Origin of the sequence: Anabaena sp. 90 (assembly GCF_000312705.1) — a bacterium.
Classification (GTDB): Bacteria; Cyanobacteriota; Cyanobacteriia; order Cyanobacteriales; family Nostocaceae; genus Dolichospermum; species Dolichospermum lemmermannii.
On sequence record NC_019427.1, the window covers coordinates 3,054,278 to 3,079,505 of the forward strand.

At 39.7% G+C, this 25,228-nt stretch carries 26 protein-coding genes; 15 read left to right on the top strand and 11 right to left on the bottom strand.

The genetic code is table 11. From position 1 onward, the window contains the following. Positions 1–20: 20 nt before the first annotated feature. The 4 genes from ANA_RS13310 to ANA_RS24640 all read right to left on the bottom strand — a co-directional run bounded on the left by ANA_RS13310 (position 21) and on the right by ANA_RS24640 (position 3,834). A complete protein-coding gene (locus ANA_RS13310; RefSeq protein WP_015080573.1) occupies positions 21–1,025 on the bottom strand; it encodes a multicopper oxidase domain-containing protein in 1,005 nt (334 codons plus the stop codon). A 330-nt stretch (positions 1,026–1,355) separates the two neighbouring features. Beyond that, a complete protein-coding gene (locus tag ANA_RS13315) occupies positions 1,356–1,931 on the bottom strand; it encodes a Uma2 family endonuclease (protein ID WP_015080574.1) in 576 nt (191 codons plus the stop codon). A 188-nt stretch (positions 1,932–2,119) separates the two neighbouring features. After that, positions 2,120–3,502: a tetratricopeptide repeat protein gene (locus ANA_RS13320; RefSeq protein WP_015080575.1), complete on the bottom strand. Its 1,383-nt coding sequence runs from the start codon at positions 3,500–3,502 to the stop codon at positions 2,120–2,122. Positions 3,503–3,624: 122 nt separating this feature from the next. After that, positions 3,625–3,834: an element excision factor XisH family protein gene (locus tag ANA_RS24640; RefSeq protein ID WP_083881464.1), complete on the bottom strand. Its 210-nt coding sequence runs from the start codon at positions 3,832–3,834 to the stop codon at positions 3,625–3,627. A gap of 228 nt (positions 3,835–4,062) precedes the next feature. On the opposite strand from ANA_RS24640, the gene ANA_RS13325 reads away from it, so the two are divergent. The 4 genes from ANA_RS13325 to ANA_RS13340 all read left to right on the top strand — a co-directional run bounded on the left by ANA_RS13325 (position 4,063) and on the right by ANA_RS13340 (position 6,986). Beyond that, entirely contained in the window at positions 4,063–4,986 is a 924-nt protein-coding gene (locus ANA_RS13325; RefSeq protein ID WP_015080576.1) for an energy-coupling factor ABC transporter permease, read from the top strand. After that, a complete protein-coding gene (locus tag ANA_RS13330; protein ID WP_015080577.1) occupies positions 4,979–5,638 on the top strand; it encodes an energy-coupling factor transporter transmembrane component T family protein in 660 nt (219 codons plus the stop codon). The genes ANA_RS13325 and ANA_RS13330 overlap by 8 nt, the downstream gene beginning before the upstream one ends. 10 nt (positions 5,639–5,648) lie before the next feature. Next, positions 5,649–6,413 (top strand): energy-coupling factor ABC transporter ATP-binding protein, encoded by a 765-nt coding sequence (locus tag ANA_RS13335; protein WP_015080578.1) that lies wholly within the window; start codon positions 5,649–5,651, stop codon positions 6,411–6,413. Positions 6,414–6,491: 78 nt separating this feature from the next. Beyond that, on the top strand, positions 6,492–6,986 hold the full coding sequence (locus ANA_RS13340; protein ID WP_015080579.1) for a hypothetical protein: 495 nt from the start codon (positions 6,492–6,494) through the stop codon (positions 6,984–6,986). 86 nt (positions 6,987–7,072) lie between these two features. Here the strand turns inward: ANA_RS13340 and ANA_RS13345 are convergent, their stop codons facing one another. From ANA_RS13345 to ANA_RS26855, 4 genes are all read right to left on the bottom strand, one after another. Beyond that, complete coding sequence (locus ANA_RS13345) at positions 7,073–8,515, bottom strand: RecQ family ATP-dependent DNA helicase (RefSeq protein ID WP_041458437.1); 1,443 nt, start codon at positions 8,513–8,515, stop codon at positions 7,073–7,075. 250 nt (positions 8,516–8,765) lie between these two features. Next, a complete protein-coding gene (locus ANA_RS13350) occupies positions 8,766–9,710 on the bottom strand; it encodes an isoaspartyl peptidase/L-asparaginase (protein WP_015080581.1) in 945 nt (314 codons plus the stop codon). Between the two features lie 103 nt (positions 9,711–9,813). Then, complete coding sequence (locus ANA_RS24650) at positions 9,814–9,969, bottom strand: DUF2256 domain-containing protein (RefSeq protein ID WP_015080582.1); 156 nt, start codon at positions 9,967–9,969, stop codon at positions 9,814–9,816. After that, entirely contained in the window at positions 9,950–10,120 is a 171-nt protein-coding gene (locus ANA_RS26855; RefSeq protein ID WP_162471197.1) for a hypothetical protein, read from the bottom strand. The genes ANA_RS24650 and ANA_RS26855 overlap by 20 nt, the downstream gene beginning before the upstream one ends. A 113-nt stretch (positions 10,121–10,233) precedes the next feature. Here ANA_RS26855 and ANA_RS13355 point away from each other — a divergent pair, with 113 nt between their 5' ends. Then, positions 10,234–11,373: a quinone-dependent dihydroorotate dehydrogenase gene (locus ANA_RS13355; RefSeq protein WP_015080583.1), complete on the top strand. Its 1,140-nt coding sequence runs from the start codon at positions 10,234–10,236 to the stop codon at positions 11,371–11,373. An 11-nt stretch (positions 11,374–11,384) separates the two neighbouring features. After that, positions 11,385–11,564, top strand: coding sequence for a hypothetical protein (locus ANA_RS24655; protein WP_085929748.1), 180 nt, complete (start codon positions 11,385–11,387; stop codon positions 11,562–11,564). Between the two features lie 85 nt (positions 11,565–11,649). Here the strand turns inward: ANA_RS24655 and ANA_RS13360 are convergent, their stop codons facing one another. Next, complete coding sequence (locus tag ANA_RS13360) at positions 11,650–12,390, bottom strand: hypothetical protein (protein WP_015080584.1); 741 nt, start codon at positions 12,388–12,390, stop codon at positions 11,650–11,652. 341 nt (positions 12,391–12,731) lie between these two features. Between ANA_RS13360 and mreD the strand changes: the two genes are divergently transcribed. Both mreD and ribD read left to right on the top strand, forming a co-directional pair. Beyond that, complete coding sequence (gene mreD, locus ANA_RS13365) at positions 12,732–13,349, top strand: rod shape-determining protein MreD (RefSeq protein WP_015080585.1); 618 nt, start codon at positions 12,732–12,734, stop codon at positions 13,347–13,349. A 5-nt stretch (positions 13,350–13,354) separates the two neighbouring features. Beyond that, complete coding sequence (gene ribD / locus ANA_RS13370) at positions 13,355–14,536, top strand: bifunctional diaminohydroxyphosphoribosylaminopyrimidine deaminase/5-amino-6-(5-phosphoribosylamino)uracil reductase RibD (RefSeq protein ID WP_015080586.1); 1,182 nt, start codon at positions 13,355–13,357, stop codon at positions 14,534–14,536. A 17-nt stretch (positions 14,537–14,553) separates the two neighbouring features. On the opposite strand, the gene ANA_RS13375 is transcribed toward ribD, so the two are convergent. After that, a complete protein-coding gene (locus ANA_RS13375) occupies positions 14,554–14,772 on the bottom strand; it encodes a hypothetical protein (RefSeq protein WP_015080587.1) in 219 nt (72 codons plus the stop codon). Positions 14,773–15,165: 393 nt separating this feature from the next. Between ANA_RS13375 and ANA_RS13380 the strand changes: the two genes are divergently transcribed. Next, positions 15,166–17,355 carry a DNA phosphorothioation-associated putative methyltransferase gene (locus tag ANA_RS13380; RefSeq protein WP_041458060.1) on the top strand — a complete coding sequence of 730 codons (2,190 nt, stop codon included), beginning with the start codon at positions 15,166–15,168 and terminating at the stop codon, positions 17,353–17,355. 10 nt (positions 17,356–17,365) lie between these two features. Here the strand turns inward: ANA_RS13380 and ANA_RS13385 are convergent, their stop codons facing one another. Beyond that, positions 17,366–17,944, bottom strand: a complete 579-nt coding sequence (locus ANA_RS13385; protein ID WP_015080589.1) for a hypothetical protein — start codon at positions 17,942–17,944, stop codon at positions 17,366–17,368. Positions 17,945–18,128: 184 nt separating this feature from the next. On the opposite strand from ANA_RS13385, the gene ANA_RS13390 reads away from it, so the two are divergent. The 6 genes from ANA_RS13390 to ANA_RS13415 all read left to right on the top strand — a co-directional run bounded on the left by ANA_RS13390 (position 18,129) and on the right by ANA_RS13415 (position 25,172). Further along, positions 18,129–18,698, top strand: a complete 570-nt coding sequence (locus tag ANA_RS13390) for a pentapeptide repeat-containing protein (RefSeq protein WP_015080590.1) — start codon at positions 18,129–18,131, stop codon at positions 18,696–18,698. 117 nt (positions 18,699–18,815) lie between these two features. Then, positions 18,816–19,568 (top strand): winged helix-turn-helix domain-containing protein, encoded by a 753-nt coding sequence (locus ANA_RS13395; protein WP_015080591.1) that lies wholly within the window; start codon positions 18,816–18,818, stop codon positions 19,566–19,568. A 53-nt stretch (positions 19,569–19,621) separates the two neighbouring features. After that, on the top strand, positions 19,622–20,941 hold the full coding sequence (locus ANA_RS13400) for a sensor histidine kinase (RefSeq protein WP_015080592.1): 1,320 nt from the start codon (positions 19,622–19,624) through the stop codon (positions 20,939–20,941). Positions 20,942–21,079: 138 nt separating this feature from the next. Continuing rightward, positions 21,080–21,748, top strand: a complete 669-nt coding sequence (phoU, locus tag ANA_RS13405) for a phosphate signaling complex protein PhoU (protein ID WP_015080593.1) — start codon at positions 21,080–21,082, stop codon at positions 21,746–21,748. A 217-nt stretch (positions 21,749–21,965) separates the two neighbouring features. Then, on the top strand, positions 21,966–23,621 hold the full coding sequence (locus tag ANA_RS13410) for an iron uptake porin (RefSeq protein ID WP_015080594.1): 1,656 nt from the start codon (positions 21,966–21,968) through the stop codon (positions 23,619–23,621). Positions 23,622–23,885: 264 nt separating this feature from the next. Beyond that, on the top strand, positions 23,886–25,172 hold the full coding sequence (locus ANA_RS13415) for an FAD-binding oxidoreductase (protein WP_015080595.1): 1,287 nt from the start codon (positions 23,886–23,888) through the stop codon (positions 25,170–25,172). Positions 25,173–25,228: the final 56 nt, after the last annotated feature.

The window sequence follows — 25,228 nt, forward strand, 5'->3', positions numbered from 1 at the left end:
TCTAATGACCAAAGATTTATTTAGGTTTGCTTCTGGGTAATGACTTCAAACTGTCCCATACACCCGCTTTCAGCGATCGCATCTTGGTGAGGATGAAACATATATTTTCCTGGATAGCGAAAAGCAAACTCTAAAATGTGCCTTTCTGCGACACCCATTGTTAAAACATCGGTTTTTTCACTGGGAGTAATTGTCATTCCCGAACGATAAACATTAAAGAAATTAGCGTGAAGGTGAAACGTCACAGCAGGATCGAATTCAATAATATTAAGAACATAGACTCGAATTAACTGATTTTGATAAATTTGAATGGGATGGTGCATATAATGATGCGGCATACCATTAAAAGCATAATATTCATTGCGATTATCATCATTTATGTCATACCCAGACATGATTAAAACAATTTCATCAGCAGGGGGACGGGGTTTAGGAGGGTCAATAATAAACATCCCATATAAACCTTTAGCAATATGACGAGTAACCGGAGCAATGTGACAATGATACAAATGAACGCCATAGGGTTCGGCATCAAATTCGTATATAGTCGCTTTACCATTACCCACGGGTTTTATTCCATCCATTTCAGCGGGATGAACTCCGTGAAAATGCAGAGAATGGGAATGTCCAGCATTGTTGAGAAAAAGTATTCTTATTCTTTCCCCTTCTTTAGCCCGGAGTGTTGGTCCAGGAATCCGCCCATTTAAATCCCAAATGTTGTAGGAGACAGCACTATTAAGCTGAATGGTGGAAGTACCAGCAGTTAGCTGAAATTCGCGGACTGTACGCCCATTTTCCTGCTTAACTGTCCCATAATCAAAATCTCGTAACACCTGCATGGGGTTAGTAGCACCATTAGATGCTGCCATTTCCATCGGTGGGATTCTAACACTGGCATGATCTTTGACATTCAATATCTGCCAAATTGCTCCCGCACCAATGACTCCAGCCCCGGATAATCCCAGTTGTAGCAATTGGCGACGACTCCAAATTTTATCTTTACTGAAAGTAAAGTTGTCAGACATGAGACTAATAGGGATATGGGTATGTAGGGAATTGTAAATAATTTGCAATTAGCTTTAGGTATCCTATCGAACTTAGAAATTATTGTCAATAACTTGGAAAAATAATTTTTAGGACTAAGATCTCCGACTTCTCTAAGAAGTCGGGGATCTTGCTATAGTTGACTAGAGAACAGATGATGCTTACAGCCTAGTAAATGGAATAAGGTGCTAGGATCGCTCAGGTAAGTAATAAATTAGACTCAACTCCATTTACTTTAACTATAGCGGTTATCGGTTGAATGAAATACAGTTATAATATCCTGTAAATCCTTAAATCCTGGATATCCTGATTTAGACAAGAGGTAGCATCTGGGAAACTACAATTTCTAAATCAGGAAAATCTAAAGGAGATATGTTTTGATGTTCTGTGATAATTTCTCGATTTTGATAACCTTCTATTGTAGGATTTCTAAATACAATTAATTCGCGTTTCACGACATCTAATACCCAATAATCCTTAATTCCTGCTTGAGAATAAGCTTTAGCTTTTATTTCTGTATCTAGTTTTAAACTACTATCTGCAACTTCGATCATTAAATAAATTTCTGCTGGGGTAGGATGATGATCTGCATAGTCTAGAGGATCTATTTTTACTACAGCAATATCTGGTTCTGGTTCAGACCTTTCATTTAATTTTACAGGGTCTTGAATAGCGATGCAAGCTTTATGACCAATTCTATTTTCCAACAACTTATATGTTCTACCCACTGCTGAACGGTGGGCTGTTCCTTTAGCAATCATCCAGATTATTTTCCCCTCTAATAATTCTACCCGTTCACTTGGTTCAAATATTCCTGCTTCAGCCATTCTGTGGTATTCATCAACAGTCCACAGCCGCAATTGTAAGGGAGATTCTGTGGTTTGCATAGTTAATTAAGGTGAATATTTATTCACTATTATATGATTATTTGTCTGAATCAGGATGTCCAGGATTTCAGGATTTACAGGATTTTTGTCTGAATCAGGATGTCCAGGATTTTAGGATTTACAGGATTTTTTCTGGCACAATGGAAATAAAGAAACTGTGAATTGATCATTATTACTCAATTAATGTTTCAACCTTCATCTTTAAATATCTGCTTTATAGCATTTTGATATTGAGTTTCATTACCTTCTTTTTTATATATATCTGCTGCTTTTCGATAATTAATGATTGCACCCTGCTTGTCTCCTAATTCAGAGTGAATAACCCCCCGATTGAAGTAAGCATCGGCATCATTAGGATTGATTTTTATAGCTTGAGTGAAATCATCAATTGCACTCTGGTTGTCTCCTAAATGATAGTGATTATATCCCCGATGGAAGTAAGCATCGGCATCATTGGGATTAATATTTATAGCTTGAGTATAATCATTAATTGCACCCTGCTTGTCTCCTAATTTAGATCGAGCAATCCCCCGATTGCAGTAAGCAAGGTCATAATTGGGATTAATATTTATAGCTTGACTGTAATCATCAATTGCACCCTGCTTGTCTCCTAATTCAGATCGAGCAATCCCCCGATTGCGGTAAGCAAGGTCATAATTGGGATTAATATTTATAGCTTGAGTGTAATCATCAATTGCACTCTGGTTGTCTCCTAATTCAGAATGAGCAAGCCCCCGACTGTAGTAAGTATCGGCATAATTAGGATTAATTCTTATAGCTTGAGTCCAATCATCAATTGCACTCTGCTTGTCTCCTAAATGATAGCGAGCAAGCCCCCGATTGAAGTAAGCCTTGGCATAATTGGGATTAATATTTATAGCTTGAGTCCAATCATCAATTGCTCCCTTGTAGTCCTTTTTATTAAAGCATTCATTACCCAAACTGATATATTTGTCAATATCGGAAGATGTCAAACTTTCTAAATAGCCACGTAAACCACCAGGATAAAGTAATTCATCTATTCCCACTAAAGCTTTAACACCATAAGAGTTAATTATATTGGTTGGTAAAAATCCTGCCAGAATTAGGTTATATTCAGATTGAGCCTCGCTGACTTCCTCTTGAATTAAAATACAAACTAAAACAGCATTTTTTTCAATTTCTTCTCGGCTAATTGACCATTTAATTGTGTCAAAATTCCCATAACGGGCTTTAACCTGAATACCGATTGATGAATCAGACGTTAAGGTAAAATCAATTTTTCCATCTCCACCAATCCGTTTTTCATAATCAACCTCAGTTACAAAATTACTTAAACGACTTTTAACAACTTCCTCACCCAGCTTTCCCTTCAAATTATTGACAAAAACATCACGAATAGGAATTGAAGAACTTCGTCTATATTTTTCAGCCATATTCCAGCAAAAATCCCGTAATTGCTTTAATCTCTCTCCAGAGATAACCGTCAACTCACTATGCTGGCCTTCCTTCTCACAATGGAGTAAGTCACCAGATTTCAGTCTTTGAATAAAATCAGTCTGCTGTGCTTTGAGTATAGTTGTCCAGTCCATTTGTCAAAACTCACCTTTATCTGGCAAAAAGTATTTATTCTATTATTCCCTATTAAGCAACAAAAAGCACTAATCTAGATCACATTGCAGTTTTTTGAGTCCAACCGAAAAGTATTGAATCCTCAAGCCCTCAAAACACAACTCAAATAAACATCCTGTAAATCCTTAAATCCTGGATATCCTGATTCAGACAATTCTGATATTACCTCCTGTTCAATATTATCAACTACTAAACAAAGTTGATTTTTTTTAATAACTGATTGAATAAAAGGCATTATAAAAAATTCATTGTAAACAGTAATAGGAACTGCTAAATATAATATCCGTAGCAGTTAGAATTATGAGAATATGTCATAAAGATTTATAAATGTTAACAATTCAAAAAACAAATATATAATTTGACGTATTTTTTATTGAAAAATTATCCTAAATAAAATCCCAAAATATCTACCAATAGGGTATTGTCAAAGGAGCTAAATTTTAGTTTGCTATTAATTTTGTTAGTCGTTATATTACTTACAATTAGTCTGCAAAAAACACATTAAAAAAACACCAATCTCATGCACATACCCGATGGATTTATTTCTGTGCCAGTTGCAGCCGCCACCAGTTTAGCCAGTGCAGCCGCCTTATTTGTAGCTTTTGAGCGATCGCAAACAGCCTTTGGCATTCGTCGCGCTCCCATTCTTGGCTTAACCACAGCCTTTATTTTCGCCGCCCAAATGATTAATTTTCCTGTAGCGGGGGGGACCAGCGGCCACCTATTAGGAGGGGCTTTAGCTGCCATTATTTTAGGTAGTCCTTGGGCGGGAATGCTATGTATTGCCACAGTTTTAATTATTCAAGCTGTGCTATTTGCTGATGGTGGTATCACCGCCTTGGGTGCAAATATTTTAAACATGGGAGTAATCGGCGTGTGGGTAGCGTGGGGATTAACCCAAACCTTACAACGACTATTGGGCGGTTCTCAACGGCGTTTACCCCTAGCAGCAGGAATAGCAGCAGGAGTGAGCGTAGTTGTCGCCGCTGTAGCTTGTGCCATTCAATTAGCCCTGTCTGGAACAGCACCAGCCAACATAGTTTTACCCACCATGGCAGGTGTACATATTTTGATTGGTATTGGAGAAGGATTAATTACCGGGGGTGTATTAACCTATTTAGCCACAGCCCGTCCAGATTTGTTACCAGGTGAAGAACACAAAGTTAGAGGCTGGTTAGTTCCCGTTGTCAGTATTTTGCTAATTTCAGGTGTGTTGTCTCTATTTGCTTCTGCTTGGCCAGATGGTTTAGAAAAAGTAGCAGAAAACGTGGGTTTTATCAACTTAGCTGAAAATGTGCGGGTAATTGTACCAACACCTTTGGCTGACTATGAGATTAAAGGTTTAGGACAAATTGGGACAAGTATTGCTGGTTTAGTGGGTTCTACAGCTTGCTTTGCTGTGGCTTTTGGAATTGCCAAAGTGATAAAACCGAATAATGCTTAAAATTTCCTTACCATTACGCTTGCAATTATCCCTGATCATTGTGATTGGGGCAGCTTTTTTAAAACATCATACTTGGTCTAATTTACTAGTATATGGGGCGATCGCCCTGGTTTGGGTTTGTATCTTACAAGTACCCATTCGCAAATTAGGCGGATTACTCGGTGCAGAATTAATTTTTCTATCATTGATGGCTTTACCATTGGGATGGGAACGAGCTAGTTTTTTGCTTGTGCGTTCCCTAATTTGTTTAATTACGATGAATAGTTTCTTATTAACCTTACCCCCCCACAGTTTGGGTATCGCCCTCAAAAGCTTACCAATACCTGCACCATTAAAGGAAAACCTGATCTTAGCCGCGCAATATTTAGAAATATTACTTTTAGAAGTAACGCAAATGCAGCGCAGCGCCCAATTACGTGGTTTAAATGGTGCAGCAGGGTGGCTACGCTATGCCAGTGCTTCAATGATTGGGGCGTTGTATCTCCGCACCTTAGACAGAGCCGAAAGAGTTTATGCTGCTATGGTAGCCCGTGGATATAACGGACAATTACCCCTAGATTCCCCCCTCAAACCAAAAGAACGTTTTATCTTGTTAATAGCTGGGGTGACAGCTACTTGTTTAACCCTAAGTTCCTACCTTACTGTTATTTGAGTGGTGAATCTTGACATCATTAACTTCTAATCCCCAAATTTCCCTTTGTCAACCGCATACAAATGTCGTTGAAGTCCAAAATCTGGTATATGCCTATTCGCACCAGCAACCCGTACTACAAGAAATTTCTTTTAGCCTACAAACAGGCGATCGCGTCGCTTTAATGGGTGCTACAGGCTCAGGAAAAAGCACCTTACTAGAAAACCTCATTGGCTTAAAACATCCTCAAAACGGCAAAATCTGGATTAACGGTATCCCCTTATTACCAGATACTTTGCCAGAAGTACGGCAACAAATTGGTTTTACGTTCCAAGATGCTAACGACCAATTATTTATGCCCACAATCCTCGAAGATGTTACTTTCGGACCTCTTAATTATGGTGTCTCATCTATAGCCGCTAAAGATAAAGCCCATCAACTATTAGCGGACTTTGGATTAGAGTCCTACGCCCATCGTTCCGCCCATGAACTTTCTGGAGGACAAAGACGTTTAGCCGCCTTAGCTGCAATTTTAGCCCTAGATCCTGCCATTCTCATCTTAGACGAACCCACCAACGGACTTGATCCAGCATGGCGACGACATTTAGCCCAAGTATTATTAAAATTGCCTGTTAAAGTCATGTTAATAGCTTCCCATGATCTCCAATGGCTAGGAAGAGTCACTCAACGGGCTTTAGTCCTCTCTACTGGTAAAATCCAAATAGACAGCGACATCCAACCACTGTTGCAAGATGGCAAAACCTTAGATAAATTAGGGTTGCCAGTAGATTGGTAAACTGCTCAACACAGAAATTCGTAATTGCGAATTAATGATCATTTGGCTTAATATTTAGGGGATTTTATTGCTCTTGGGATGTTAATGTTGTTTTCCCGTTATCCAGTTATTGCTCCTGTTAGCCTGAGCATTGCTTTGTTAATTACTAGTTGCAGCGAGACTAAAACCTCCCAATGTCAGCGATTAGTTACAGTTGTCAATCAGGGTACATCACTGATTGATATTAAAAAAGGTCAGCAAGCATCAACTAGCTTGCAATTATCCAAAGACTTGAAAAATGTCACCAAATCCATTCAGGAATTAAATTTAAAAGACCCCAAACTGCAAGAATTTGAAACCAGTTTTATCAAAATCTTTGATCATCTTAGTGAAGCCATAGCCAAGGCTTCTCAAGCTCTTGCAGATACTAAGAAAGCAGAAGCATCATCAGATGGTAGAGTAAAAGTTGAAAAAGCTAGAAGAGAAATTGATTCCGCACTGACAACCGCAGCTAAAACTGCTGGTAAGGAATCAGATGCTTTAGGCGTTCAATTAAATAAATATTGTAGCCAAGCAGAAGCAGCTAAGAATTGAGGAGTCAGGAGTCAGGAGTCAGGAGTCAGGAGTCAGGATACTTATAAAATAACCGAATCAACTTAACTTTCCCTCCTGACTGATGATTAATTTCCACAATTATCACAATGTCCACAACGCCAATTAGTCGTTGTTTCAAACCCAAAAGCATTTAATAAAAACTGCCAACGACATTTTTTAGTAGTAAGATATTCACTCATTTGTTTAGCAGCTTGTAATTGTGTTTTTGCTGGTTTTCCTGACGGCAAAGACATAGAATAATGAAAAGGATCAAGCCATTCTAGTTGTCCATTACTATGGAGAAGAGAAAGTGCCACAGCACTATTAGGAAATTCTTTAATTACAGTATTTATTTCTCCTTGGGGTGGTAATTGTTTCGCTAATTGTTGGGCTTTTTGTTGTTGCAATTTCATTTGTTCTTCAAAAAATTTCCGTCTTTGCTTATCCTCAGCATCTAAAAATCCCGTTGGTTCACTTACTAAAGTTAAAACATCAGCGGGTTTTCCATCTCTTCCAGCCCTGCCTATTTCTTGCACATATTCAGATAATAAATAGGGCGCATGAAAATGGACAACCCAGCGGACATCCGATTTGTTTATCCCCATGCCAAAAGCACAAGTACACACCACAAAAAGGATTTTTCCACCTAACCAACTAGCTTCAATATTCCGGCGTTCTCCTGGACTTAATCCTGCATGATAACTAGCAGTATGAAAGCCATTTTCTGTTAACCATTCCGTTAAATTTTCACTATCTCTTCGAGTCCGTACATAAATTAAACCAACTTGATTTGGTCGTTTTTGAATAAACTTTAATAATTGTTGTTTTCTCCCTTTAGGAGTCCAAGCAATTCGGACAATAGGATTTAAATTTTCCCGATAGGGATTAATCCGAAAAATCTCAGGTTTGTCTAATTTTAAAACTGTAGAAATAATCTTTTGGGCTAAAGGATCAGCCGTGGCTGTAAAAGCTGCTATACTAATTTTTGTTCCCGGTGGTTTTGATTTTAGTAACGCTTCACGCACAGCCCCTAAACGCCGATAAGCTGGACGAAAACTATCACCCCACTGCACTAAACAATGGGCTTCATCCAGAATTAAACCATTAATTTGCAGTTGGGGATTACATAACTTCTTCCACACTGCTGGACTGAGTAAGGTTTCTGGTGATAAATACAATAATCTTAATTGCTGTTTTTCCAAAGCTTGCAAAGTTGCCTGACGTTGAGATGTCGTTAATTCACTGTGTAAAAGTGCTGCTTTTTGTGACAGTTGACGTAATTCCTCAACTTGGTTTTCCATTAAAGCCACCAAAGGAGAAACTATTAAAGTTAATCCTGTTTGTAGTAGGGCAGGAAGTTGAAAACAAATTGACTTCCCCCCACCTGTGGGCATAATAATTAGTGAATCTTTTTGTGATATTAAACAGTTAACAATTTCTTTTTGAGGAGGACGAAAATCGTCATATCCCCAAATCGCTTTTAATGCTGCGCGAACATCTTGCCAAGATTGTGTTACTGGGAGATTCATTTTCTTATCACAAAAGCACAAAAAAGAATAAATGGGAAAATAAGGAAAATATTTATCTTTACTCTTCCCACTGACAACTGACAACTGTACGGGCGAAGCATTTGGAGAACTATTTTTGGCAATGACCGATAATTTATCTTCCAAATGCTTCGCCCCTACTGACAACTGACAACTGTACGGGCGAAGCATTTGGAGAACTATTTTTGGCAATGACCGATAATTTATCTTCCAAATGCTTCGCCCCTACTGACTACTGACCAATTAGTTCTTGATCATTCCATTCCAAAGTATCACCAATGCTTTCTCCATTATGGTAAGCAGCCAGTAATACTTCGCAGGTTTTACCATAGGATATCGCACCAGTGGCATCAAGAGCGATCGCTCCAAAATCCCGATTATTCCTCTTAGCTTCCGTAAATGATCGCTGCATAGCCTCCTGTAGTGACATTCCATCAGTAACGCGCACCACAACCTTAGCTGCTAAACACTCATCAATAATATCTTCCCCAATGCCCGTACAACTAACTGCTGCATGACTAGTTGCATAATTACCCGCTGGCATCGCCGAATCACTGACTCGCCCAATGCGTTCAAAGCCTTTACCACCTGTGGAAGTACCAGCAGCTAATTTACCATAGCCATCTAAAGCCACAACACCAATAGTCCCCCTACCAGCACTTTCCGCCATTTCTGGTTCTGCTACTACCCCAGCCATGGTTCTTTTAAAGTTATCCTGACGTTCTAGAGTCCACTCTTTCAAGCGCAAATCAGTTAGAGCATTATAACTAGGAAGTTGCAACTCCCGCGCCAACTCAGCCGCACCGTAATCAGACAAAACCCGATCATCAGCATCTTGTAAAAACAGCGCCATTTCAATCGGATTCTTCACCCGTGACACATTAATCACACCACTGAACCTCCCAGTCGTTCCATCCATCATGGAAGCACTCATGCGGATTTGTCCATCAGATTGCAGTACAGAACCAGTACCAGCATTAAACCGGGGTTGATCTTCCAACATCTGACAACCGCGAACTACTGCTTGAGCCGCAGTTGCACCCGTCAGCAAAAGAGCATAGACTTCCTCAACAATCTGAGAAAGAGAATTGCGGACTGCGATTAATCCCCCCTTACCTTGGAGAGAACTACCAGCACCACCATGAATAATTAATTTAGGTTGTATTTGTAATGTCATGTTATTTTGTCAGTTGTCAGTAGTGGCGAAGCATTTGGAAGATAATTATCGGTCATTGCCAAAAATAGTTCTCCAAATGCTTCGCCCGTACAGTTGTTAGTTGTTAATTTTTTGCGTGAGAACGACGACGACGACAACGTTCTGAGCAATATTTCACTTCATCCCAGCAATCTTGCCATTTTTTCCGCCAAGCAAACGGACGTTGACAGACTACACAGATTTTTTCTGGTAAATCAGATTTAGAACGAACACGCCCCATCATAATCAATACAAAGTTCAAACCATTCTTGAGGATAAGCAATAGTAGTTTTAATTAGTGAATAAAGTCTATCATCTTCTCTCAAATTTTGGATAAGTTGCCCCAAAGATATAATTTGTTGTTCAGCATCTTTAATTTTTTTTGCTGCCAATTTTGATCATTGTTTGACATAAGTTATAGTAATATATATGAAGATACCTGGTATACATTCCTAATGTATTTTAGCTTTGGTATCTGTTAATAATTGATAGATGTTACCCTAAATTGGATATTTATAAAGCATTAGTTAGTCATGTTCTATTTACTCTGGTAAAAACCGAACCGGAGTGGTTGCACAAACAAACCATCGGTAGTCTAAATTGGCTGTCGAAAGCCAGTTATTATCCTTCTACTAAATGGTTAAATAGCCTATTTAAGCAATATCTGTGTCTAAATGATCCGCGATTAGAACAAACCATACTGGGAATGAAATTTCCCAATCCTTTGGGGTTAGCGGCTGGATTTGATAAAGACGGTATTGCTGCTAATATTTGGCATAATTTTGGGTTTGGTTTTGCTGAATTGGGTACTGTTACTTATCACCCCCAACCGGGAAATCCTCCTCCTCGGTTATTTCGTTTGCCTTTAGATCAAGCGGCACTTAACAGGATGGGTTTTAATAATGCTGGTGCTGTCGCAATGGCCGCAAGATTAACAGAGGCAAAACAACATTTAATTTACCCAATCCCCCCAATACCGATAGGAATAAACTTAGGTAAGTCTAAGATAACATCCTTGGAACTAGCAGCGCAGGATTATCTAGAGAGTTTTCGATTACTGAAGGATTTGGGTGATTATTTTGTAGTTAATGTTTCCTCTCCCAATACACCGGGATTGCGATCGCTCCAGGATGCTGCTATGCTCAGTCAAATCTTGGATATGCTACAGCAGGAAAACATCGCACAGAAACCCATATTTGTGAAGATAGCCCCCGATTTAGAATGGGAAGCAATATCTGACATTATTGCTCTGGTTAAAACCTACCGAATTGCTGGTTTAATCGCCACCAACACCACGATTAGCCGGGAAGGACTCAAAACCCAAATTATTGAAAAAACTGGTAAATCCCCCCAAGAGGAAGCGGGAGGAATTAGCGGAAAACCAGTGAGAGATCGCTCCACAGAAGTAATTCGCTTCATTTACCAACAAACCCAAGGGCAGATGCCTATCATTGGCGTAGGTGGCATATTTACTGCTGAGGATGCTTGGGAAAAAATCACAGCCGGAGCTTGTCTTATTCAAACTTATACAGGCTGGATCTATGAAGGACCAATAATGGTACGCCGCATCCTCGTCGGTTTATTAACCAAGCTAGAAGAAAGCGGACTAACATCCATCAGTCAAGCGATTGGGATTGGTCAGTAGGGGCGAAGCATTTGGAAGATAAATTATCGGTCATTGCCAAAAATAGTTCTCCAAATGCTTCGCCCGTACAGTTGTCAGTAGGGGCGAAGCATTTGGAAGATAAATTATCGGTCATTGCCAAAAATAGTTCTGCAAATGCTTCGCCCGTACAGTTGTCAGTTGTTAGTAGGGGCGAAGCATTTGGAAGATAAATTATCGGTCATTGCCAAAAATAGTTCTCCAAATGCTTCGCCCGTACAGTTGTCAGTGGTAAAACTGCTCCCTGCTCCCTGCCTCCTATTCTTCCATGGGGAAAAACTCCTTAGACCTACGAGAATAGGACCAAGCAATACCATCAGGATCACGGCTACGACACCACTGGGCAAAATCTGGGTCATTGCGTCGCTTGTAAACCGTACTGGAATAGACATTTAGCCGTTTGGCTAATTCCGATTGAATCAGCGAACCAAAAACTAACTGTTCTTCTAGAGGTTTTCTCACTTCCTCGTGGGTAGGAACAGATTCAGATTTGGATTCAGACTTGGATTCAGATTGCGCTTCCTCCTCCTGGGGAATAGGAGGAGGTGGAGCTAAAAAAGAGCGGGCAATTTTGGTAACTGGTTGCGCGGGAAGTTTTTCTACCAATTCACTACTATCAAGAATATCGCCGAGAATACTGGCATTAATAAAATAGTACAATTGATCTTCTTTTTCCGAATCTAGGACACTAGCGCCAAATTCCTTAGCTTTACTATCTAAATAGCGTTTTGCCACCTGTCCCGAAAAATTACCCTTGATTGCCAAGTCCATGGGTCTAATTTGGCCATGATTTTCCTCAACTAATTCATAAAAGAGTGGGTTAACTTGGTTGCACCACTTTTCCCATCTAGATTGCTGCCAAAGGTTGAAAACCATTAATAGCGCTAAGATTACCAGTAAAACTTTCCAGGTATTAACCAGGAAAACAATCAAAAACGATATCGGCAAAATTAGAACGAGAAAACTTTTGCCTGGGCTTTCTATGGTTTTTTCACTCATACTGATTTTTGCCAAGTGAATTTTTACAAAATAATATCTCTATCTTGGCAAAAATTTGGCCATTTGTTTGTATCTTTTGGCAAAATTATCGCCAATTATTCGGCAAAAGCTACTGATGCAATAAAAAAGTGACTAATTGTCTCAGTATATTTTTTCAAGCCTTTGAGAAATTGGTGTGTAGTCAGATTAGGTTCACAAAGATTAAAATTAAGCGATGATATAGCGGTATGCACTGGAATGAGATTCTAATTTTCACCCCAGAGGCTTACACCGAAAGGATTGTACTCCTAATTGCTGACCGCTAAAAGCTCCTATAATCATCAATCACCAATTACCAAACAATGAAGATACCTGGATTTCCTGGTGACAGAGATAAAAAATCAACTTCAACCGGACGAAAATCCTATTTTTTGATTCCCCCATTAGCACTTTGGCATCCTTGGTGGCATCAATTTATGGATTGGATGGTAATATTTTTAACTGTCATGTTATGTTTACTAATGTTGCCAACTCGTCTCCCCGGAATGGAATTATTAGGCATTGGTCCTAATTGGCTACTCATTTGGGTAGTGGCTTGGAGTGTCAATCGCTCAGTATTTTCTGGTCTGCTGTCAGGGATCATTTTGGGGCTATTACAAGACGCAATGACATCACCTGATCCAACTCATGCCTTGAGTTTGGGAATTGTGGGAATGTTAACAGCCCTGATGCAAAAACAGCGGTTTATTCAAGAAGACTTTATTTCCATTGCTTTAATTGTATTTGCGATGGCTGTAGTGGCAGACACTATTTTTGCTTTCCAGTTATCTTGGGTAGGAAATCGTCATGCAGCCAGTATTTGGACATATTACCAACGGGCTACCTTAGCTTCGGCAATTCTCAGTAGTTTGTGGGCGCCTGTGGTTTATTATCCTCTTAATCGCTGGTGGCAGCAGATGAAATTAATTCGTAATTCGTAAGTCAAATGGATAATTTTCCGGGAGTCTCTCCCAAATCTGCATCATTACCTCAAGATCCTCAACTTCTAACACAGCCTGTAGTCCCAGAAATAGTAGGTGATGACTTTGACTCTCGCATGATGGGAAGGTGTGTGGAATTAGCCCGGACTGCCTTAGGACGCACTTCACCAAATCCCTTGGTGGGGGCGGTGATTGTCCAAAATGGGGAGATTGTGGGAGAAGGATTTCATCCTTGTGCTGGTGAACCTCACGCCGAAGTTTTTGCCCTGAGAGCAGCGGGAGAACGGGCGCGAGGAAGCACTATTTATGTGAGTCTTGAACCTTGTAACCACTATGGACGCACTCCTCCCTGTTCCCAAGGGTTGATTAATGCGGGTGTGTCTAAGGTGGTAGTAGGGATGGTTGATCCTAATCCCTTGGTAGCAGGTTCTGGAATTGCGCGGTTACAGGCTGCTGGGATAGAAGTGATAGTTGGAGTAGAGGAAGCGGCTTGTCGGCGATTAAATGAAGGTTTTATTCATCGTATTCTCTATCAACGACCTTTAGGGATTTTGAAATATGCTATGACTTTAGATGGTAAAATCGCCACTACTGTCGGTCATAGTGCTTGGGTAACAAATCAAGATGCTCGCACTGAGGTTTATCAATTGCGAGCCGCTTGTGATGCGGTGATTGTTGGTGGGAATACGGTTAGAAAAGATAACCCTTATTTGACTAGCCATCAAGTTGAGGCTCATAATCCCCTGCGAGTGGTGATGAGTCGTAGTCTGAATTTACCAGAACAAGCTCGGCTATGGGATACTCAGGAATCTCCAACTTTGGTTGTAACGGAAGTTGGTAGTTCACAGGCTTTTCAAAAAATGCTGCGCGACAAAGGGGTGGAAGTGGTGGAATTTAGCTCACTCACACCCGAAGCAGTCATGAGTCATTTATATGAGCGCGGTTTTTGTAGCGTGCTATGGGAATGTGGTGGTATTTTAGCAGCTAGGGCGATCGCTCAAGGCTCTGTCCAAAAAATTATGGCATTTATCGCCCCCAAAATTATTGGTGGAGATCATGCTCCTACACCTGTGGGAGATTTGGGTTTGACCAATATGACTGAAGCGTTACTTTTAGAGCGCGTCAGTTGGCGTGTTGTTGGTAATGATTGCTTGGTGGAAGGTTATTTACCACCCAAAATAAAATAAATAGCACAGATACTCAGCTATGATTCTTGGCGTTCATAAGCTAAATCACGAATCAGAGTTAGCCGAGATTGAATGTAATCACAGAGAAAATCAATTTCATGGGCATCTAAAAAGGCTTGATTCGTGATTTGTTTAACTAACCACTGTACCAAACTAGTATCATCAAGCTGCAAAAGCGTTACTGTGTGAGTGGCTTCAACGATAGACCAAAACTGACGCATGATTGTTGGACTCATTCGGCCTCTATTTAATCATTAATTTAGTTATTTTCAGATTATACAGTTCTGATATTAATTAACTGCCTAAATCTACAACTAGATATAACTATTATTAAAAATTTAATAAATGGGCAAATATTTTGCTGAAAATGAAGAAATGTCAAGTTATATGAATTAACTTAATTTTACTTAACTAAGATCACAATTGGTAATTGGTAAAAGTTTTTTTTGTTGTCTTTTACTCTTTTCACAAAAAGAAGGGAACAGGGAACAGGGAACAGGGAACAGGGAAAAATCAGAGTTTGAGCGGTTTTGGCTGGGAGATTAAAGTTTATTAACTTCCAATTTCAGATTTTTTGTATTAAAGTAAATGTAACCAGGTTATCTATATTTTTACAAGATGACAAAGTAATGGTTCAACCTGATAACATAAGGAATGCAGTTGCGGAAAACCCCCCAACGTTTCATTCTATTGATCTAAATAGTATAAATCAATATTGCCAAAACAATCCTGTTGGCAAAATGTTACCTGATGCGTTTTACATTCATATTTTAGCCTTACATACTCTTGACCCTTGGCTTCAGGAATATGAAAACCGCGCCCGTACTTGTACTGAGCGAACTTGTACTGAGCGTAGTCGAAGTAGTCGAACTAGTGCCTTACTTAAAGTTCAGTCTGCAACTTTAGTTAAATTTAGCACGAATAAACCCAAGATTTCCTATCTATTCTATCCTGATTTTGATACTGATCCTCATCCGGCTTTACAAGCTAGTATTCAGGTTGACGTAGAAACTCTAGAAGTTGGTTATCGGGATTACAGCGATTCGGAAAATCCCCCCATTCTGCACCGCAAAGAAACTTTTGTAACTCCAGAATATCCCCTCTATGAAGAGTTTGCAGCTTTAACTCGCGCTCAAGTCGCTTTAGGTTTACTTAATCATACTAGGGGAATTGGTACTAAGTTGGGTTGGGAACAACGGCTACAAGTTTTTGGGGTGGAGGTACAAGGACATAGCTTGATTAAACGCGAAAGCAGTTCTACAATTACAAATATAGTTCCCAAAATAGAACGCCACAAAGCCGCTATTATTCGTCCTGATTTATCCCGTCCTGTGCGTTTAGCCTTGGAGTCGAGCTTATTTAGTCCAGAAACTACCTTTTTTGATTATGGTTGTGGACATGGTGGAGACGTTACCCGCATTGCTGAACAGGGTTATACAAGTTATGGCTGGGACCCTTATTATTCTGCACATACACCGAGAATCGCTGCGGATATTGTGAATATTGGTTTTGTGATTAATGTCATTGAGCATCAAAGCGAGCGCCGGGAAGCTTTAATTCAAGCTTGGGAACTGACTCAAAAGGTGCTGTTAGTAGCCGCCCAAGTATTGATATCTGATATTAAGCGGGGTGTAATTGCTTATGGCGATGGCATCATCACTAACCGTAACACATTTCAGAAATATTATGAACAAGAAGAATTAAAAATTTACATTGACCAAGTATTAGGAGTTGACGCAATTCCTGTGGCTTTGGGGGTTTATTTTGTGTTTCGAGATGATGCTGAAGCGGAGTTATTTCGCGCTTCTCGGTTTCGTTCCCGGGCGACTACTCCCAGAATCCGTCTTTGTGTAAAACGGTTTGAGGAACATCAGGAATTATTAACGCCGTTGATGAATTTTCTGACGGAACGGGGAAGAATGCCTGTTAAGGGAGAATTACCTCAAGCAGCGGAAATTGCTGAGGAATTTGGGAGTTTACGCCGGGCTTTTAATGTCATTATACAGGCAACTGACACAGAAGAATGGCAAGCGATCGCTGACAAACGCCGTCAAGATTTGATGGTTTATTTAGCGCTGTGCAATTTTAGCCGTCGTCCCCGATTAGGACAATTATCCCCAGCAGTCCAAGAGGACATAATTGGTTTATATAGTAGTTATAAACAAGCTTGTTTAGATGCTGACCAAATGTTACGCAGCTTGGGAAATACAGAACTCATTATTAAACGCTGTCAAGAAAGCAAGGTTGGTAAAAAATTACCTAATTCCCTTTGGGTGCATATTTCCACACTACAAGCAGTTGACCCTTTATTACGCCTGTATGAAGGTTGCGCTAGTCGGACTCTGGGAAGATTAGAAGAAGCAAATGTGATTAAATTCCATCTGAAAACACCTAGGATCTCTTATTTATTTTATCCTGATTTTGATATTAATCCTCATCCCATTTTATCAAAAGTGATGACAATTGATTTGCGAGATTTGCACGTTACTTATCAGGATTATGATTTAGAAGATGATCCACCAATCTTACACCAAATAGATGCTTTAGTTACTTCTGATTATCCCCAATATGAGAAATTTGCTAAGTTAACTCGTCAAGAAGAAGATAGAGGACTTTTAGATAATTGGCACAGTATTAGTCATGTTTCTGGCTGGAAAAAATGCTTACAAGAAAATTGTACTGTTATTGATGGTTATAGGTTATTTTGGGTTAAAGATGCAGATGCTTATAAGTTGAAAGCACTTAAAGCAGCTTTGAGAACTAGACAAAGAAGGAAGAATATTTCTAACGAGTCACAGAGACACGGAGAGGAGGAATAGAGAGGTTTTTTTAAGTTTGTTTTGCTAGTTTTATCCAGTTTTCGATTCCTTTTTTTGTGGGGATTCCTGAGTTATTAAATGTCCAAATATCTCGTTTATGTTGTTGTCCATAACTAATGTGAATTGGTTGGTGGGGACTGTAAAAATACAGGGAATCAAAGGGTAGTTTTGTTTGTAATATCCATTCTACTAGTTCTGTGCTGGGTAAGTCTGTAATTAGAAAATCACAAGCTGCACCTAATCTTTTACAGTAGTATGTACCATTTTTGTTGATTTCATGGCTAATATGTTGGTCGAGATTGGGGGCTACACGTCCATTTTTTTGACCTGTAACTGGGTCTTTTTTCTCAAGATACTTTTTTAGGTCTGGAGAACAAAAACCGTAGGTAAGTTGAAATTTTTCTCTACTAAAATAATCTATAATTGGGTCAATGATAAATTTATTTAAATCCTGTAATGCGGGAATTACTTCTGGTAGATTTTGTGGATATGGGTTGATCTTTTGGGCATATTTATGATAGGTTTGTGTGCAGGTACAAAATTCTTCTAAGGTTAGATATTTTCCTAATTTTAAATTGTGAGTATTCATAAATACTGGATAGCAATGAGGCTGGTGATTTTATTGTAGCATTTGCTAAAGTTCTGGTTCATTAATTGCCCAGAAGTTAGAAAATGTGAATAAATTTATGTTTAGTTTAAATAAACAACAGGATTAATCAAGATTTAATTATATTTTGAATTTTGTCCGACTACTTACCAAGGTCTAGAAAAGTATGAATGTTCAAGAACTTTTAGCTAGATACGCGACAGGAGAAAGAAGCTTTACCTGTATTGCATTACCAGGAGCAAATTTGCAAGGAGTCAATTTGGGTGGGGTGGACTTCGGTAGAGCAGATTTAAGAGGAGCAAACCTGACAGCAGCTTCTTTGAGTGGAGCTAATTTGAGTAAAGCGAATCTTCAAGGAGCAATATTGGCAAGAGCGCATTTATCCGAAGTTATTCTCTGTGGTGCTGATTTAACTCAAGCTACATTAACAACTGCTCATTTAAATGAATCAGATCTCAGTGGTGCATTGTTAAGTGGTGCTAACTTGTGTGATGCTAATTTACACATGGCATCAATTTCCGCCGCAAACTTACAGGGTGCAAATCTCAGTGGTGCAAAAATGGGAGGTGTGAGAATGTGGAAAGCAGATTTACAAGGTGCGGACTTGAGTGGTGCTGATTTAAGCGAGGCTAATTTGTGCGAAGTAAATTTAACTGGAGCTAATTTAGATGATACAGATATGAGTGAAACTTTCTTAACTGGGGCGATTATGCCTGATGGTAGCATTCATAGTTGATGTTTGGCATTACTGATGCAATCCATTCTTGGAATCACCAAGTCCAGAAAAACAAAATAAATCTATCATTGGTATGATTTATAATATACTAGACTTTGTTATGCACTGAAAAAATTAATGTATACCAGTGAATTAGCTAAGTATTCTGCCAGGGCAGATATTGGACAAACAAGCCGTATTCTCGTAGTCGAAGACGAAGAACTAATTCGGGAAATGTTAGTTGTGGCCTTGGAAGGGGAAGGCTATGAAGTAATTACCGCTAGTGATGGCCGAGCAGCGATAGAATATCTGAAAAGTTGTGAAGATAATTCTGAAGAACTGCCTTTAGACTTGGTGCTATTAGATTTGATGTTACCGCAAATTAATGGCCTAGACATTTGCCGTTTTTTACGTCATCAAGGCAACTCAGTGCCAATTTTAATGTTGAGTGCTAAAGGTAGTGAAACTGACCGAGTCCTAGGCTTAGAAGTGGGTGCTGATGACTATTTGACAAAACCATTTAGTATGCGAGAATTGGTGGCGCGGTGTCGGGCGTTACTTCGTCGTCAACGTTTAAGTGCATTGCCACAAGTTCCGGTTCTGAAGCACAAAGATATAACTTTAAATGCTCAAGAGTGTCGGGTTATAGTCCGTGGAGAAGAGATAAGTTTGTCTCCCAAGGAGTTCCGACTGTTAGAATTATTTATGAGTTATACTCGTCGGGTATGGTCACGAGAGCAATTATTAGATCAAGTATGGGGTCCAGATTTTGTGGGGGATAGCAAAACTGTGGATGTTCATATCCGCTGGTTACGGGAAAAGTTGGAGGAAGATCCTAGTCATCCAGAATATATTGTAACTGTGCGGGGTTTTGGTTACAGATTTGGGTGATTGGTGAAAATAGTTGTTAATTTTGAGTAATAACACACGAACTAACGACTTCCATGTTTTTTCTGGGATTTTCGCTGGGTTTAGCTGTCGGCCTGGGTTTTTGGGTTTGGCAACAGGTTCATTTGCACCGATATTTAGAACAATTACTACAATCGCCAAGTTCTAATTTCCATAAAATTACTAATATTAAACTGCTGCTAAGACCTCGCTTACGGCAGGAAATCTCTATGCTTAATAGACAGCAACAAAATTTGCAGCAATCATTGTCCATGTATAAGGAATTACTGGATTTTGCTCCGCTGGGATTTTTGCAGGTAGACGAGGAAAACCAATTGTTGTGGTGCAATCAACAAGCGCGGGAAATCTTATATCTTCAAAGATGGCAACCTGGACAGGTGCGTTTGTTGCTAGAGTTGGTGAGGTCTTATGAATTAGATCAGTTAATTGAACAAACTCGTGATTGGCAAAAACCCCAGGTGCAGGAATGGGTTTTTCATCCCGCTTGTGAAGATGCTAAGGTGATGACAGAATTAAAGCCCATGTTTCTGCGGGCTTCTAGCTTGCCATTACCAACGGGACAGGTGGGAGTATTTTTGGAAAATTGCCAATCTGTGCTAGATATGAAGCAAGAACGCGATCGCTCTTTTTCCGATTTAGCCCATGAACTCCGCACCCCGTTGACGGCAATTCGTCTCGTGGTGGAAACTCTGCAAACCCGTTTAGAACCACCTTTAGACCGTTGGGTTAATAGGCTGATGCAAGAAGTTGACCGACTGATTAATTTAGTCCAAAGTTGGTTGGAGTTGACGCAAATGCAAAACAATCCCACCATGCAGTTAAATTTGGAAATGGTGGAAATGCGATCGCTCATCATCTCCGCATGGGAAACCCTAGAACCAATTGCCCAGAGTCATTCTCTCAGTATTAACTATTCTGGACTAGACAGCATCTGCATTCAGGCAGATAAATCTCGACTTTATCAAGTATTCGTCAATTTGCTAGATAATAGCATCAAATATAGTCCAGCCACCACAACTATTGACATTGAGACTAAAATAATTTCTACTGATAACGGTCAAATGTTGGAAATAAATATTATTGATTTCGGTGTTGGCTTTGCTGTTGACGACTTACCTCATGTATTTGAAAGGTTTTATCGCGGAGATAAAGCCCGGTATCGTTCACCAGTCAATGAAGTAAATTCGACAACGGGAATTGCTGGTAGCGGTTTAGGTTTAGCCATTGTCCAGCAAATAGTCATGGCTCACGGTGGTGTAATTAAAGCCATGAACCATCCAGAAACAGGTGGTGCTTGGATACAAATTCAATTTTCTCAAGTTATGACAAATTTACCTAGTAGTTTGTCAAGATAAAAATGATGGACTGTAGTGTGAGCGTCTCGCTCACGCGGGCAAGATGCCCGCACTACCAAAAACCCGTCAAAATGTCTTTGACAGACTACTAGTCAAGACTATAGTTAAGAAAATATACACACTTTTAATATAACCACTGTGAAAACTGTATTTGATCCTCCCAATCACGAAATACTACCAATAGAACGCTCCATTAGGCGTTTAGAACGGGATTTATTACGTATGGGGGCTTTAGTAGAACAATCATTTCGGCTGAGTCACCAAGCCCTATTTGCCGGGGACTTAATCGCAGCGGAACAAATACCCCGGTTAGATAAAAAAATTGATCGCTTTTATCGGCAAATAGAATCAGACTGCACAACTATTATCATTCGTCAAGTACCCACAGAAAGAGATTTGCGCTGTATAAGTGCTTTTATGCAATTGGTGCGTGACTTAGAACGAATTGGGGATTATGCCGAAGAGTTAGGGGAAATTGCCATTAAACTCTTCCCTTATCCTCAACATAGTTCCTTACCAGAAATTGCAATTATGTCCCAGCACGCCCAAGCAATGTTAGCAACTTGTTTAGTCGCATTGGCAGATTTAGACGAAACCAGTGGACAAAGAATGAAGCAGTTAGATGATGCTGTAGATAATGCTTATGAGCATCTTTATCAAACCTTTGCCCAACAGGAAAATATTTCTGGCGTAATTGAGCCAATTCTCTTGTTAACTTTAGCAATTCGTTGTTTAGAACGCATGGCAGATCACGCAACTAATATTGCTCAACGAGTTACATATATTGTTACAGGTCAGCGATCGTAAATTGGATATTGATCGCCATCAATACATACCATAGACAGGGTATAATCTCAAATTTATCAAATAATAAATAAATCATAACCTTGTATAAAAATTTTGATATTTAGTTGTTTTAATTGCCATTAATGATGTAGAATCACTAGAGAACATTTATGTATAAGTTCCCTTGGGACTTTACCATAGACTGGATTCATTATAGGTGTGAGAGAGATTGAAATTTATGAAAAAAGCTTTTTGGAATATCCTCAAGGTTAGCCCCGTCCTAGCTTTGACCTTACTAACTGGTAACAGTGCCTTTGCTGGTGAAGCTAACGAAAAAGTGACAAGTGTTGCTGAATTATCCCAAGAGTCCAACAGCTTGGGTCAAATAACATCCGTTTCTCAGTTTTCCGACGTACAACCCACAGATTGGGCGTTTCAAGCTTTACAATCTTTATTTGAACGTTATAGCTGTGGAGTTAGTGGTTATACTAACGGTACTTTCCGTGGTAATCGCGCCTTGAGTCGTTATGAATTTGCGGCTGGTTTAAATTCCTGCTTAGACCGCGTTAATGAACTCATTGCTACCGCAACTGCTGACATGGTAACCAAGCAAGATTTAGCTACCTTACAGCGCTTGCAAGAAGAATATTCCACTGAACTAGCAACTATTCGCGGTCAAGTAGATGCTTTAGAAGCTCGTACTGGCGAATTAGAAGCTAATCAGTTCTCCACCACCACCAAACTATCTGGAGAAGCGATTTTCAACTTCTCCCAAGCCTTTGGAGATAAGGTAGCAGACACTGACACAAATCCCGATAATAACCCTGACCTAAACAGCACTGCAACCTTCTCTAATCGAGTGCGGTTGAGTTTGAACAGTAGTTTCACTGGTACAGACCAATTGCAAACTCGTTTGCAAGGGATAAATATCATACCCAACAGTGCCGTTACGGGTACTAACATGACCCGCTTAGGTTATGATGGTAGTGCAACTGGTAATAATAGCAATAACACCGTAACTATTGACAAACTCAACTACGCTTTCAATTTAAAAAACAATATTCGTGTCAGGATTGACGCTATTGGTGGTGAGTTGAACGAAAATGTCAATGTTTTCAACCCTGACTTTAGAAGCAGTGGTACAGGTGCTTTATCTCGCTACGGACGTTTCAGCCCCATTTATCGTCAAGCAGCTGACGGTGCTGGTATCACTGTTAACGTCAATCCTAATGGTAAATTGGCCTTGAGCGCAGCTTATTTTGCCACAGGTAGAAACAATGCAGCAGATCCTAGCGCACGGAGAGGACTATTCGATGGTAGTAATACACTGTTTAGTCAATTGGCTATTAAACCCAACCAAGCTATCAACATTGGCCTGACCTATGCTCATACTTATCAAGGTAGCGACAATCGTTCATTATTCGGAGATACTGGCAGTGCCTTCGCTAATAATGCTGGTAATGCTGGTAGTGAATCTAACAACTACGGTATACAAGGTACCTTGCAACCCACAAAGAATATCACCCTGGGCGGTTGGGCAGGTTATACAACAGCTAGTACCTTAGCAGGCATTCCACAAAGTGCTGAAGTTTGGTACTGGGCTACTACTTTGGGTATCAAGGACTTCGGTAAAGAAGGTAATACTTTGGGTTTAATCTTCGGTCGCTCACCTAAAGTCACTGGCGCTACACGAAATGGAAATTCTGTTATCAATGCACTAAAAGATACAGGTAGAGAATCAGGCACTTCTTATCATATAGAAGGTCTTTACAAGGTGAAGCTTTCTGATAATATCCTTGTTACTCCAGGTGTAATAGTCATCTTGAATCCTGAGCATAACGACAAGAATAGCACCGAGTACGTTGGTACTTTACGGACTACCTTCACTTTCTAGAATCAACTGAGATTAGTAGTTGGGATTTAGCGAGTTTAGTCGCATGGTTAGGGGTTTAGCAGTGCTAAACCCCTACACTTATTTGTGAAATATCTCTCGTTCCCATACTCTGTATGGGAATGAATTCTATAAGGCTCTGCCTTTAATAATACAATTAGGCAGAGCCTACATCATGGCATTCCCAGTCAGAGACTGGGAACGAGATAACCTCTTAGCTTTACGCAAAATATAATTCATATTAAATTAAGAATAAAAAAGAGACTAATGAATTCAATAGCATCTACCTTAACTTCTATTCTCAGCACCGAAAACGCCGTTATATCCTGGGAAAATCTCAGCCCCACCCAACAGCATAATATCCAACAAGGAATAGACCCCAAAAGCCAGCCTAGTTGTGTCATTTATCCCCATAGCCAAGCAGAATTAGCCGCCGTTATCACCACTGCCAACAGTCACAAATGGCGTGTTCTAAGCTGTGGTAGCGGTAGTAAAATCAATTGGGGTGGTTTAGCTAAAAATATTGATATTATTGTCAGCACCGAACGCATTAACCAACTCATAGAACACGCTGTAGGTGATTTAACTGTCACTGTCGAAGCAGGGATGAAATTTGCCCAGCTTCAGGAGATTTTAGCTAAACATCACCAATTTTTAGCACTTGATCCCGCTTTTCCTAATTCTGCTACTATTGGTGGTATGGTTGCTACTGCCGATACGGGTTCTCTGCGGCAAAGTTATGGTGGTGTGCGTGACCAACTTCTAGGTATAACTTTTATCCGCGCAGATGGACAAATCGCTAAAGCTGGGGGACGAGTTGTCAAAAATGTGGCTGGTTACGACTTAATGAAATTATTTACTGGTGCTTACGGGACATTAGGAATTATCAGCCAAGTCACTTTTCGAGTTTATCCCATTCCTGAAACTTCGGGAACAGTCATATTAACTGGTAAACCTGAAGCTATATCCCAAGCAGTGAGAACTTTACAAAGTTCGGAATTAACACCAACTCAAGTTGATTTATTATCAAGTAAGTTAGTTACTAATTTAGATTTGGGAACAGGAATAGGTTTAATTACCCGTTTTCAAAGTATTAATGAAAGTGTCCAAGAACAGTCAAAACGACTTTTAGCAATTGGCGAAAAGTTAGGTTTACAGGGGGTAATTTATTTGGGAAATCAAGAAGCTGATTTATGGCAACGATTACCAGAACAAATACATTCTCATGTGACAGAATCTACAATTACCTGCAAAGTAGGAGTATTACCAACTGCGGCTGTGGAGATTATCAATCAAATAGATATTGGTTTAATTCATATTAGCAGTGGTTTGGGTTTAGTCCGTTTAGAAAATCAAGATCAAATTTTGCCTTTGCGGAATTTATGTCAAGCAAATTCTGGTTTTTTAAGTATTTTATCAGCACCTGTTGAGTTGAAGGAAAGGTTTGATGTTTGGGGGTATAATGGTAATGCTTTGGCAGTAATGCGGGGAATTAAAACACAGTTTGATGGTAATTTTATTTTAAGTCCCGGTCGCTTTGTGGGTGGGATTTAAGTTTTAATTAAAAACGAACCGCAGAGGCGCAGAGGTCACAGAGGTTAAGAGGGGAG

Coding starts and splice junctions, on each gene's coding strand:
- ANA_RS13390 (WP_015080590.1), top strand. CDS start 18,129: ATGAATGTTCAAGAACTTTTAGCTAGATACGCGACAGGAGAAAGAAGC.
- ANA_RS13325 (WP_015080576.1), top strand. CDS start 4,063: ATGCACATACCCGATGGATTTATTTCTGTGCCAGTTGCAGCCGCCACC.
- ANA_RS13345 (WP_041458437.1), bottom strand. CDS start 8,515: ATGAATCTCCCAGTAACACAATCTTGGCAAGATGTTCGCGCAGCATTA.
- ANA_RS13380 (WP_041458060.1), top strand. CDS start 15,166: ATGGTTCAACCTGATAACATAAGGAATGCAGTTGCGGAAAACCCCCCA.
- ANA_RS13315 (WP_015080574.1), bottom strand. CDS start 1,931: ATGCAAACCACAGAATCTCCCTTACAATTGCGGCTGTGGACTGTTGAT.
- ANA_RS13400 (WP_015080592.1), top strand. CDS start 19,622: ATGTTTTTTCTGGGATTTTCGCTGGGTTTAGCTGTCGGCCTGGGTTTT.
- ANA_RS13310 (WP_015080573.1), bottom strand. CDS start 1,025: ATGTCTGACAACTTTACTTTCAGTAAAGATAAAATTTGGAGTCGTCGC.
- ANA_RS13410 (WP_015080594.1), top strand. CDS start 21,966: ATGAAAAAAGCTTTTTGGAATATCCTCAAGGTTAGCCCCGTCCTAGCT.
- ANA_RS13395 (WP_015080591.1), top strand. CDS start 18,816: ATGTATACCAGTGAATTAGCTAAGTATTCTGCCAGGGCAGATATTGGA.
- ANA_RS13330 (WP_015080577.1), top strand. CDS start 4,979: ATGCTTAAAATTTCCTTACCATTACGCTTGCAATTATCCCTGATCATT.
- ribD (WP_015080586.1), top strand. CDS start 13,355: ATGGATAATTTTCCGGGAGTCTCTCCCAAATCTGCATCATTACCTCAA.
- ANA_RS24650 (WP_015080582.1), bottom strand. CDS start 9,969: ATGGGGCGTGTTCGTTCTAAATCTGATTTACCAGAAAAAATCTGTGTA.
- ANA_RS13385 (WP_015080589.1), bottom strand. CDS start 17,944: ATGAATACTCACAATTTAAAATTAGGAAAATATCTAACCTTAGAAGAA.
- ANA_RS13340 (WP_015080579.1), top strand. CDS start 6,492: ATGTTAATGTTGTTTTCCCGTTATCCAGTTATTGCTCCTGTTAGCCTG.
- ANA_RS13320 (WP_015080575.1), bottom strand. CDS start 3,502: ATGGACTGGACAACTATACTCAAAGCACAGCAGACTGATTTTATTCAA.
- ANA_RS13415 (WP_015080595.1), top strand. CDS start 23,886: ATGAATTCAATAGCATCTACCTTAACTTCTATTCTCAGCACCGAAAAC.
- mreD (WP_015080585.1), top strand. CDS start 12,732: ATGAAGATACCTGGATTTCCTGGTGACAGAGATAAAAAATCAACTTCA.
- ANA_RS13375 (WP_015080587.1), bottom strand. CDS start 14,772: ATGAGTCCAACAATCATGCGTCAGTTTTGGTCTATCGTTGAAGCCACT.
- ANA_RS13360 (WP_015080584.1), bottom strand. CDS start 12,390: ATGAGTGAAAAAACCATAGAAAGCCCAGGCAAAAGTTTTCTCGTTCTA.
- ANA_RS13350 (WP_015080581.1), bottom strand. CDS start 9,710: ATGACATTACAAATACAACCTAAATTAATTATTCATGGTGGTGCTGGT.